This window comes from Curtobacterium sp. ME26 (genome assembly GCF_903970945.1).
GTDB lineage: Bacteria > Actinomycetota > Actinomycetes > Actinomycetales > Microbacteriaceae > Curtobacterium > Curtobacterium citri.
Map to the genome: position 1 here is coordinate 55,705 of NZ_CAJCKG010000018.1, position 11,367 is coordinate 67,071.

Below are 11,367 nucleotides of genomic sequence, written 5' to 3' on the forward strand. Positions count from 1 at the left end.
GATGACCACCACTGCGATCGACCAGCTGACCGCCCTGAGCGAGGACGAGGTCGTCACCCACTCCTACGTGAAGCACGTGGCGCTGCCGTCCGGCGGCACCCTGGCGCTCATCACGCTCGACAACGGCAAGGACTTCAAGCGCCCGTCGACGCTCGGCCCGCGGACCATGCGCGAGCTGTCCGACGTGCTCGACACTCTGCGCGCGGCGGCGTCCACCGGCAGCATCCAGGCGGTCGCGATCACCGGCAAGGAGTACTGCTTCGCCGCCGGCGCCGACCTGTCGCAGGCGGCCGCGCTGCCCTCCCGCGAGGTCGCGCACGAGCTCGGGTCCCTCGGGCACGCGACCCTCCGCAAGCTGACCGACCTCGGTGTGCCGTCGTTCGCGTTCGTGAACGGCATCGCGCTCGGCGGCGGCCTGGAGATCGCCCTGCACTGCACGTACCGCGTCTTCTCGTCGGCGGCGCAGGGCATCGGGCTGCCCGAGGTCTTCCTCGGCATCATCCCCGGCTGGGGCGGTGCCACGCTGCTCCCCCGACTGATCGGTCCGGAGAAGGCCCTCCGGGTCATCGTCGAGAACCCGCTCAAGAACAACCGTCTGATGGACGGCCCCGCCGCGGTCGAGATCGGCATCGGTGACGCGCTCATCCCGTCCGTGACCTTCCTGCCGTCGGCGGTGGCGTGGGCCGACGGCGTCGTGTCCGGTCGCACCAAGGTCGTCCGGAAGAACGAGCCCGGCATGATCGAGAAGGCCGCGTGGGGCACCGTCGTCAAGGTCGCCCGGTCGCAGGTCGCGTCGAAGATCGGCACCGTCCCGAAGTCGCCGTTCCGCGCCCTCGACCTCGTCGCCGCGGCGAGGTCGGGGTCGCTCGACGACCGCTTCGCCGACGAGGACGACGCCCTGGCCGACCTGCTCGCCGGCGACCAGTTCGCCGCGTCGATGTACGCGTTCGACCTCGTGCAGAAGCGTGCGAAGAAGCCGGTCGGTGCTCCCGAGGGCGTCGAGGCGAAGAAGATCACGAAGGTCGGGGTCCTCGGCGCCGGCCTCATGGCGTCGCAGTTCGCGCTGCTGTTCGCCCGTCGTCTCGGCGTCCCCGTCGTCATCACCGACGTCGACCAGTCGCGGGTCGACGCCGGCGTCGAGCGCATCCGGTCCTCGGTCGACGAGCTGCTCGCCAAGAAGCGGGTCTCCCCGGACGACGCCAACCGCATCAAGGCCCTCGTCAGCGGCTCGGTGTCGTACGACGCCTTCGCGGACGCCGACTGGGTGATCGAGGCCGTCTTCGAGGAGATGTCGGTCAAGCAGGACGTCTTCCGGAAGATCGAGCAGGTCATCGCACCCGACGCGATCCTCGCGACGAACACCTCGTCGCTGTCGGTGACCGAGATGGGCTCGGTGCTGTCCGACCCGTCGCGGCTCGTCGGCTTCCACTTCTTCAACCCCGTCGCGGTGATGCCGCTGCTCGAGGTCGTGCGCACCGCGTCGACGTCGGACGAGACGGTCGCGACCGCCCTGGCCGTCGCGAAGACGCTGAAGAAGACCGCGATCGTGACCGCCGACCAGCCCGGCTTCGTCGTCAACCGCGTGCTCGCCCGCGTGCTCGGCGAGGCGATGCGCGGCGTCGAGGAGGGCACGCCCTTCGAGACGGTCGCCGAGGGTGCGGCGCCGCTCGGCCTGCCGATGTCGCCGTTCGAGCTGCTCGAGCTCGTCGGCCTGCCGGTCGGCGCGCACGTGCTCGACTCCCACCACGCCGCATGGCCGGAGCGCTTCTACCCGGGTGACGGGTTGAAGCGGATCGCCGAGCACGGCACGATCCTGACGCGCGACAAGAAGGGCACCGTGACCGGGTACGACCCCGCCGCCGTGAAGCTCGTCGCACCGTCGAAGAAGGACGCGAAGCCGGTCGACGCGGCGACGATGCAGCAGCGGTTCGAGGACGCCCTGGCGGACGAGGTGCACCGGATGCTCGAGGACCACGTGGTCGAGCACGTCGAGGAGATCGACCTCGGTCTGATCCTCGGCGCGGGCTACCCGTTCCAGGCCGGCGGCATCAGCCCGTACCTCGACCGCTCGGGTGCGTCCGAGCGGGTCTTCGGCGGCCGGTTCCACGACCCGGCGATCGTCGGCCCCGCCTCGCGCTAGCGCGGCGGTACCGCCGACGCCGCGCTTCCCCGGCGTCGAACCACGGAAGCGACGTCGAACCCGCCACAGCGGCTGGTTCGACGTCGCTTTCCTGGTTCGTCGCGCGGGTACGCCGCTCGGTCGCCCCTCCCGAGGCACGCGTCGCCTTGGCCGAAGGGGGCAAGACGCTTCGGGAGCGACGCGCATTCCCCGGTTCGGAGGTCGTTTCGGTGCGGGTCACCACGAGCACGAACTCGGCGCCGGCCTCGCCGAGCGCCCGCACACGCCCCTCGGTACCACTTCCCCGGTCGGCCGAACGAACCGTGCACCGTCGCGTGGGTGCACGAAGCGCAGGGCGGACACGTTCAACTTCGTCTCGGTGGTGATCAGCGGCGCTGAAGCCACGCGAGCAAGGCACTCTCGTCGACCGTGTCGTGCTCCGCTGCGAGAGCGGACCGGCGCCGAAGAGCCCTCCGCCGCGACGCAACCGCCTCCGTCAACTCGAGACGCACCGCCAGGTGTCTGAGCGACAGCAACGGACGGACCGCTCCACGAGCGACCAGGTCGGCGATCGCGACCACCAGGAACGAGCTCAGCACCGCTGCTCCCGCCCACGGGAGGCCCGCCGCGACCAGCTCCAGTGTGCGGAGCGCGACCATGAGCCCGTACACCACGGGCACGATCACCATGATCCATGACAACCAGCGAAGCCCGTCCGCGACTCTTGCGTAGTGCACCAGCAGGAACGCCCCGTGCGCAAAGAGGACCAGACCGAGCACGAACGGCACGAACGACCATCGGGCTCCTGGCGTCAGCGCGGCCAACACGAGCGACGGTAGCGCCGTGATGACGATGGCGGCGACCGTCGAGCGGATCGGATGCTTCCGCGACGGATCGTCGAGGGCGAGGACCGCTCGCCGGACACGCGTGCGCGCGCGATCAACGACACGCTGATTCTGCTCCAGTTGGCGTTGCCGACTCAGCAAGATCCCTGAACTCAGCTCGACTGCGAGCGACACGGTGATGCCGATTTCGAGACTGGTGTTGAGAACGGCTCCGACCGCTCCATGAGACACGAGGGCCGCGATCCGCAGGGACGCAACGCTGCAGAAACAAGCCGCCAGGACCAGCGCGGCAGTACTCAGTCGGAAGCGGAGTGACACAACGTCGAATCCTGGCGAGATCTGCCCGCCGATCATCGCGACGTAGAACCCCAGCAGGACCGTGACGACGATGCCGGCAAGCGCATCAAGGGAGTCCTGCATGGACGTGCCGATCGCCAGGGCCGTGCTTCCGACCGAGCTCATCACGGCCCCTGGGTCGGCGCCTTCGTGCACGACCGCCCAGGTGCCGAGAACCAGCGCCATCACCCCTGCGGCGACCAACAGCAGGCCAACGAACGCGCTCGAGCTGTTGCGCACCCCCAGGTGTTCGTACAGTGCCGGATTCACCGGTACACCTCTCGGCGATGTGCGGCTCGGACGACGGTCACGAGCAGGGCGTCGTCCTCGATCTCGTAGATCACGCGGTAGTCACCCGCGCGGACACGCCAGGCGAGATCCGCACCCGAGAGCTTGCGCGCGCCCGGAGGACGGGGGTCGCCAGACAGCGCTGAGATGGCGTCGAGCAAGCGCGTCCGGACGTTCTTCGGGAGCTTTCGGATCGTTCTCGCTGCAGAAGAGGTGAACTCGACGCGGTACCTGCTCACGCCTCCCCGCGGAGCTCGTCCAGCGAGACCCGCTCGCCGTCGTCCGAGGCCTTCGCTGCGCGGTAGGCACGCAGATCCGCTGCGTCCTCGAGTTGCTCGAGGAGCTCCAGGTCGTCGATGCCGATGACAACGCCGGCGACCCTGCCGTTGCGCGTTACGGCGATCCGCTCGTGCCCGAAGGTCGCGCGCCCCATCACTGCGGCGAGGTCGGCGCGGAACTCCCTCGTCGACACCGATTCCGAGATGCTGTTCATGTGTACACAGTAACAACTGCGCACATCCGTGCCCAGTGTCAGCGGTCCGCCGACTCCCGCGTCCGCGCCGGCTTCGCCTGGGGCAGCTTCGTCCCGACCACCTGGTCGATCACGTCGCGCGCGATGGCCTGCGCCGTCAGCCCGACGTCCGCCAGGATCTCGGAGCGCGAGGCGTGGTCGATGAACTCGTCCGGCAGCCCCAGTTCGTTCACCCCGGTGTCGACGCCCGCCGCGCGGAGGTCCTGCCGCAGCCGGGTGCCCACGCCGCCGACGCGGACGCCGTCCTCGACGGTGATGACGAGCCGGTGCTCGCGCGACAGGTCGATGAGCGACGCCGGGATCGGCACGACCCACCGCGGGTCCACCACGGTGACGCCGATGCCCTGCGCCTCGAGCAGTGTGGCGGCCTCGAGGGCGACCTGCACCATCGAGCCGACGGCGACGAACAGCACGTCGGGTTCCTGCCCCTCGGCGGGGTCCCGCAGGACGTCCACGCCGTCGTGCAGCCGTCGGAGCGCCGGGACGTCCGGCCCGACCGACCCCTTCGACCAGCGGAGCACGGTCGGGGCGTCGTCGACGGCGACGGCCTCGCCGAGTTCCTCGCGCAGCGTCGGCGCGTCGCGCGGCGCCGCGATCCGGATGCCCGGGACGACCTGCAGCAGCGCGAGGTCCCACATGCCGTGGTGCGACGGTCCGTCCGGCCCGGTGATGCCCGCGCGGTCGAGCACGAACGTCACGCCGGCACGGTGGAGCGCCACGTCCATGAGCACCTGGTCGAACGCCCGGTTCAGGAAGGTCGCGTACAGCGCCACGACGGGGTGCAGCCCGCCGTACGCCAGCCCGGCGGCCGAGGTCACCGCGTGCTGCTCGGCGATCCCCACGTCGATGACCCGGGACGGGAACCGCTCCTGGAACCGGTGGAGGCCGGTCGGACGGAGCATCGCCGCCGTGATCGCCACGATGCGCGGGTCCGCTGCACCGAGGTCGGCGAGCGAGGACGCGAACACCGACGTCCACGACGGCCCCGCGGAGACGTCGAGCGACTCGCCGGTCTCGGGGTCGATGTGCCCGACGGCGTGGAACTGGTCCGCCTGGTCACGGAGCGCGGGCTCGAAGCCGTGGCCCTTCTCGGTGATGGCGTGCACGATCGTCGGCGCACCGTAGGCCTTGGCCTGGCGCAGCGCAGCCTCCATCGCGCGCTCGTCGTGACCGTTCACCGGACCGATGTACTTGATGTCGAGGTTCGAGTACAGCGCCTCGTTGTTCGTGAAGCGCGAGAGGAAGCCGTGCATGCCACCGCGGAGCCCGCGGTAGAACGCCCGGCCCGGCGCCCCGAAGTGCGACGCGACGGCCTGCGACTTCTCGAACAGTGCGCGGTACTCGCGACGCGTGCGGACCGAGCTGAGGAACCGCGCCATGCCGCCGATGGTCGGTGCGTAGGAGCGCCCGTTGTCGTTGACGACGATCACGAGCCGACGGTCGTTGCCGTCGGAGATGTTGTTGAGCGCCTCCCACGTCATGCCGCCGGTGAGCGCGCCGTCCCCGACGACGGCGACCACGGTGCGGTCGTCCTGCCCGGTCTGCCGGAAGGCGCGCGAGATCCCGTCCGCCCAGGACAGCGAAGACGACGCGTGCGACGACTCGACGATGTCGTGCTCCGACTCGCTCCGCTGCGGGTAGCCGGCGAGCCCGCCGCGCTCCCGGAGGTGCGAGAAGTCCTGCCGCCCGGTGACGAGCTTGTGCACGTAGGACTGGTGCCCGGTGTCGAAGACGAACGGGTCGTGCGGGGAGTCGAACACCCGGTGCATCGCGAGCGTCAGCTCGACGACGCCGAGGTTCGGCCCGAGGTGCCCACCGGTCTTCGCGACCTCGGCGACCAGGAACCGGCGGATCTCGGCGGCGAGCTCGGTCATCTGCGCGTCCGACAGACGCTTGAGGTCGCGCGGCGAGGAGATGCTGCTCAGCAGGCTCACGGGCGCTCCTTTCGTGGGGCAGGCCCCCACCCTAGCCGCGCAACCAGGACACGGACGGGAGGCGCGGTGCCAGCTGGCACCGCGCCTCCCGTCCGTGTCTCGGTCGCGTCAGCGACCCGTGCTCACGTCGCTCAGACGAGCGAACGGAGCACGTACTGCAGGATGCCGCCGTTGCGGTAGTAGTCGGCCTCACCGGGGGTGTCGATGCGGACGACCGCGTCGAACTCCACGGTCTGCTTGCCCGCCGGCGAGTGCTCGCTCGGCTCGGCCGTGACGTGCACGGTCTTCGGCGTGCGGCCCTCGTTCAGCTCGGTGAGCCCCGAGATCGAGACGACCTCGGTGCCGTCGAGGCCGAGCGACTCGACCGTCTCGCCCGCCGGGAACTGCAGCGGGACGACGCCCATGCCGATGAGGTTCGAGCGGTGGATGCGCTCGAAGCTCTCGGTGATGACCGCCTTGACGCCGAGCAGGTTCGTGCCCTTCGCCGCCCAGTCGCGGGACGAGCCGGAGCCGTACTCCTTGCCGCCGAAGATGACGAGCGGGATGCCCTGCTCCTGGTAGTGCTGCGACGCGTCGTAGATGAACGACTGCTCGCCGTCGGGCGTCGTGAAGTCACGGGTGTACCCGCCCTCGACGCCGGCGCCGTCGTTCGCGGAGGCCAGCAGCTGGTTGCGCAGGCGGATGTTCGCGAACGTGCCGCGGATCATCACCTCGTGGTTGCCGCGACGCGAGCCGTAGGAGTTGAAGTCCTTCCGGTCGACGCCGTGCTCGGCGAGGTACTGCCCGGCGGGGCTGTCCGCCTTGATCGACCCGGCCGGCGAGATGTGGTCGGTGGTGACCGAGTCGCCGAGCTTCGCGAGCACGCGGGCGCCGGAGATGTCCGACACCGCGTCCGGCTGCATCGTCATGCCCTCGAAGTACGGGGGCTTCCGCACGTAGGTCGACTCGGTGTCCCACTCGAAGGTGTCGCCCGTCGGGGTCGGCAGGTTCTTCCAGCGGTCGTCGCCCTCGAACACGGAGCCGTACTCGTGGGTGAACATCTCGGTGTCGATCGACGTGTCGATGACGTCCTGCACCTCGGCCGCGTCGGGCCAGATGTCCTGCAGGTAGACGTCCTTGCCGTCCTGGTCGGTGCCCAGGGCGTCCTTGTCGAAGTCGAAGTGCATCGACCCGGCCAGGGCGTAGGCGATGACCAGCGGCGGGGACGCCAGGTAGTTCATCTTCACGTCGGGGTTGATGCGCCCCTCGAAGTTGCGGTTGCCCGAGAGCACCGCGGTGACGGCGAGGTCGTTGTCCTGCACGGCCTGCGAGATCTCCTCGGGCAGCGGGCCCGAGTTGCCGATGCACGTCGTGCAGCCGTAGCCGACCGTGTAGAAGCCGAGGTCCTCGAGGTAGCTGGTGAGCCCGGCCTTCTCGTAGTAGTCGGTGACGACCTTCGAGCCCGGCGCCAGGGTCGTCTTGACCCACGGCTTGGCCTTGAGGCCCTTCTTCGCGGCGTTCCGCGCGAGGATGCCGGCGGCCATCATCACCGAGGGGTTCGACGTGTTCGTGCACGACGTGATCGCCGCGATCGCGACGGCACCGTGGTCGATCGTGAAGGGGTCGCCGTCGGCGACGGAGACCGACGTCGGCTTCGACACCGTGCCCGGGGCGCTCGACGCGTGCAGCGGGACCTCGGACGGCGGGGCGTCCTGCAGGTCGTCGACCGCGTGCTCGTCGCCGGGTGCGGCCGCGACCGGGTCCGACGCCGGGAAGGTGTCGGCGACGGCCTTGTCCTCGTGCGTGTGGTCGATGCTCGCGTAGTTGGCGAGGTCGACCTCGAACTGGTCCTTCGCCTTCGAGAGCTCGATGCGGTCCTGCGGGCGCTTCGGTCCGGAGATCGACGGCACGACCGTCGAGAGGTCCAGCTCCATGTACTCCGAGTAGGCGGGCTCGACCGACGGGTCGTGCCACAGGCCCTGGGCCTTGCTGTACGCCTCGACGAGGGCGATCTGGTCCTCGGTGCGGCCGGTCAGGCGCAGGTAGTCGAGCGTGACGCCGTCGACCGGGAAGATCGCGGCGGTCGACCCGAACTCCGGGGACATGTTGCCGATGGTCGCGCGGTTCGCCAGCGGGACCTCGGAGACGCCCTCGCCGTAGAACTCGACGAACTTGCCGACCACGCCGTGCTTGCGGAGCTCCTGCGTGATGGTGAGCACGACGTCGGTCGCGGTCACGCCGGCCGGGATCGACCCGGACAGCTTGAAGCCGACGACCTTCGGGATGAGCATCGACACGGGCTGGCCGAGCATGGCGGCCTCGGCCTCGATGCCGCCGACGCCCCAGCCGAGCACGCCGAGACCGTTCACCATCGTCGTGTGCGAGTCGGTGCCGACGAGGGTGTCCGGGTACGCGTACAGCTCGCCGTCGAACTCGCGCGTGTACGTGACCTTCGCCAGGTACTCGATGTTGACCTGGTGGACGATGCCGGTGCCCGGCGGGACGACCTTGAAGTCCTCGAACGCGGTCTGGCCCCAGCGGAGGAACTGGTAGCGCTCCCCGTTGCGCTCGTACTCGAGGTCCGTGTTGCGCTGCAGCGCGTCCTCGCGACCGAAGAGGTCGGCGATGACGGAGTGGTCGATGACCATCTCGGCCGGCGACAGCGGGTTGATCTTGTTCGGGTCGCCGCCGATCTCGGCCATCGCCTCGCGCATGGTGGCGAGGTCGACGATGCACGGGACGCCGGTGAAGTCCTGCATGACCACGCGGGCCGGCGAGAACTGGATCTCGGTGTCCGGCTCGGCCTCGGGCCGCCACGAACCGAGCGCCCGGATCTGCTCCTCGGTGACGTTCGCGCCGTCCTCGGTGCGGAGCAGGTTCTCGAGCAGCACCTTCAGGCTGTACGGGAGCTTCTCGTGCCCGGGCACGGTGTCGATCCGGTGGATCGCGTAGTCGACACCCCCAACCGACAGTGTGTCCTTCGAGCCGAAGCTGTTGACTGCAGCCACTGTGCCGCCTCCCTGGTGATCGGTGTGCCCTCATCCTCGTGGGCCGCGGAACGTCCCACCAGCAAGGCAAACCTAATCCCGGCCGCGTCGGAGCGTCGCCGGGAAAGTGTCTCGATGTCGAGACAACCCTACACCGCGGCGGTGTCCTCACGCCGCACGAACACCGTGCGGACGAGCAGCCAGGTGACCCAGAGCACGGCGGCGTAGAGCGGCACGCCGAGGACGAGCTTCACCGCGGCGAGCAGCTCGACCTGGGCGGTCAGGTACAGCGGCACCTCGACGGCCAGTCGGAGCGCGAAGAGCCCGACCCAGACCCAGGTGGCGACGGTCAGCACGCGGCGCTTCGTGGGGTCCGCGCGCCAGTCCACGTGCGAGCCGTCCTCGTCCGCCGGCAGCAGGAAGCCGACCACGACGCCGATGAGGGGCCAGCGGACCGCGAGGCTCACCAGGAGGCCGACCAGCCACACCGAGTTGATGACGATGCCGGGGATGAAGTTCGTCTCGGCACGGCCGGTGAACAGTGCGAGCGCCGCGGAGACGACCACACCGGCGATGCCCGCGAAGGACATCGTGAGCGACTGCCGCTGCAGCAGGCGGAGCACGACGAACACCAGGCCGACGACGACCGGGATCACGACGCTCGGCACGAGCTCCTTCGTGATCGCGTAGACGACCAGGAAGGCGAACCCGGGGAGCACCGACTCGGCGAGGCCGCGCACACCGCCGACGGCGCCGAGCAGGGCCCGGCCGGACGGCGCCTCGCCCGGGGCCACCCGTGCGATCCCGGCGTTCTGCACCGCGGCGCGGAACTGCGCCGAGAACGACGGCGCGACCTCGGGCTCAGGAGCCGGCTCCCGTGGCGACGTCGGAACGTGACCGGGGGTCTCGTCGGTCGCGTCTGCGCGACGCGGGGTGTCGTCGTGGTCCGGCACCGTGCCTCCAGGCCGTGTCGAGTCGAGCGGGGACGTACCGGGCGTCAGACGGCGGACTGCGTCGACTTCGGCATGTGCAGCGGGATGAGGTCGCGCGGCGGCATCGGCGTGGTGCCGCGCACCACGACCACGCTGCGGAACAGCTCCTCGATCTCGGCGGCGTCGTCGGGCTGCTCGGCGGCCTTGCCGGCGATCACGCCGCGCAGGAACCACCGGGGGCCGTCGACGCCGACGAACCGCGCCGCCCGGGCACCGTCGGTCGAGCCGGAGCCGTCGGTGACGACCGGGACGAGCGCGCGGAGCTCGGGGCCGAACGGCCCGTCGACCTCCTCGACGCGGCCGCCCTGCCGCTCGATCTGGTCCGCGATCTGCGCGCGGATCTCGTGCCAGAGGCCGGTCGACCGCGGTGCGGCGAACGGCTGGACCTGCAGCGTCGACTCGTCGTAGTCGAGCCCGACCGCGACGACGCGCTGCGAGCCCTCCTCGACCTCGAGGCGCAGGTGCAGGCCCTCGCGCGGGAGCACCTTCACGCCGCCCAGGTCGACGTAGGGGCGGACCAGGTTCGCCTCGGTCTCGTCGTGGGGGCCGTTCTCGGCCCGGTCGGCCGGGGCGGACTTGTCCGTCGGTGCGACGGCGTCCACCTCGTCGAGGTCGGCGTCGGCGTCGGTCGCGATGTCGACCTCCGGCGTCGTCTCCGCGATCTCGGCGTCGTCGACGACGGCGTCCGCCACCTCGACCTCGTCCCGCTTGCGTCGGCCGAACTTCATGCGTCCGTTCCTTCCTGGAAGTCGTCGGCGGCGCCGTACAGGGCACCACCCCGGTCACCGTAGCCCGAGGACCCGAACCCGCCCTCACCGCGCACGCCGTCCGGCAGTGCCTCGACGCGCGTGTACGTGACGCGGGGCACCGGCATCACGATGAGCTGCGCGATGCGGTCGCCGGTCCGGACCTCGTACGCCTCTGCGGCGTCGGTGTTGAGGAGCGCGACCCCGATCTCGCCGCGGTAGCCCGCGTCGACGGTCCCCGGCGCGTTCACGATGGTGATGCCGTGCTTCGCCGCGAGCCCGCTGCGGGGGACGACGAACCCGGCGTACCCCTCGGGCAGCGCGATCCGCAGGCCCGTGCCGACCAGGCGACGCTCGCCCGGCTGCAGCACGAACGACTCGGTGGAGACGAGGTCGGCACCGGCGTCCCCGGGGTGGGCGTGGCCGGGAGCGTTCTCCCCGGTCCAGAGCACGTCGACTGGTTCGGTCACGAGACACGAGGGTAGTGCAGAACCGCGACCACGAGGTCGGCGTGCGGCACGTCGGCGAGCACGAGCGGCGGTTCGTCGCCGGGGAACACGAGCACGTCGCCCGAGCGCCACACCCCCTGCATGCCCTGCCGCCGGACCG

At 70.5% G+C, this 11,367-nt stretch carries 9 protein-coding genes; 1 reads left to right on the plus strand and 8 read right to left on the minus strand.

Annotated features, from left to right (window positions below; translation table 11 throughout):
* Window position 1: 1 nt before the first annotated feature.
* Window positions 2-2,140 (plus strand): 3-hydroxyacyl-CoA dehydrogenase NAD-binding domain-containing protein, encoded by a 2,139-nt coding sequence (locus H7A69_RS09195; RefSeq protein WP_182046759.1) that lies wholly within the window; start codon window positions 2-4, stop codon window positions 2,138-2,140.
* 365 nt (window positions 2,141-2,505) lie between these two features.
* On the opposite strand, the gene H7A69_RS09200 is transcribed toward H7A69_RS09195, so the two are convergent.
* The 8 genes from H7A69_RS09200 to dut form a co-directional block, all read right to left on the minus strand.
* On the minus strand, window positions 2,506-3,570 hold the full coding sequence (locus H7A69_RS09200; RefSeq protein WP_182046760.1) for a hypothetical protein: 1,065 nt from the start codon (window positions 3,568-3,570) through the stop codon (window positions 2,506-2,508).
* On the minus strand, window positions 3,567-3,827 hold the full coding sequence (locus H7A69_RS09205) for a type II toxin-antitoxin system RelE family toxin (protein WP_182046761.1): 261 nt from the start codon (window positions 3,825-3,827) through the stop codon (window positions 3,567-3,569). The genes H7A69_RS09200 and H7A69_RS09205 overlap by 4 nt, the downstream gene beginning before the upstream one ends.
* On the minus strand, window positions 3,824-4,081 hold the full coding sequence (locus H7A69_RS09210; protein ID WP_182046762.1) for a type II toxin-antitoxin system Phd/YefM family antitoxin: 258 nt from the start codon (window positions 4,079-4,081) through the stop codon (window positions 3,824-3,826). The genes H7A69_RS09205 and H7A69_RS09210 overlap by 4 nt, the downstream gene beginning before the upstream one ends.
* 38 nt (window positions 4,082-4,119) lie before the next feature.
* Window positions 4,120-6,054, minus strand: a complete 1,935-nt coding sequence (gene dxs / locus H7A69_RS09215; protein ID WP_182046763.1) for a 1-deoxy-D-xylulose-5-phosphate synthase — start codon at window positions 6,052-6,054, stop codon at window positions 4,120-4,122.
* Window positions 6,055-6,185: 131 nt separating this feature from the next.
* The gene (locus H7A69_RS09220; protein WP_182046764.1) at window positions 6,186-9,041 is read right to left on the minus strand and encodes an aconitate hydratase; all 2,856 of its coding nucleotides are present in this window, start codon (window positions 9,039-9,041) and stop codon (window positions 6,186-6,188) included.
* 128 nt (window positions 9,042-9,169) lie between these two features.
* Window positions 9,170-9,973, minus strand: coding sequence for a DUF3159 domain-containing protein (locus H7A69_RS09225; protein ID WP_259346159.1), 804 nt, complete (start codon window positions 9,971-9,973; stop codon window positions 9,170-9,172).
* A 44-nt stretch (window positions 9,974-10,017) separates the two neighbouring features.
* Window positions 10,018-10,740: a DUF3710 domain-containing protein gene (locus H7A69_RS09230; protein ID WP_223246494.1), complete on the minus strand. Its 723-nt coding sequence runs from the start codon at window positions 10,738-10,740 to the stop codon at window positions 10,018-10,020.
* On the minus strand, window positions 10,737-11,228 hold the full coding sequence (gene dut, locus H7A69_RS09235) for a dUTP diphosphatase (RefSeq protein WP_182046765.1): 492 nt from the start codon (window positions 11,226-11,228) through the stop codon (window positions 10,737-10,739). The genes H7A69_RS09230 and dut overlap by 4 nt, the downstream gene beginning before the upstream one ends.
* Window positions 11,229-11,367: the final 139 nt, after the last annotated feature.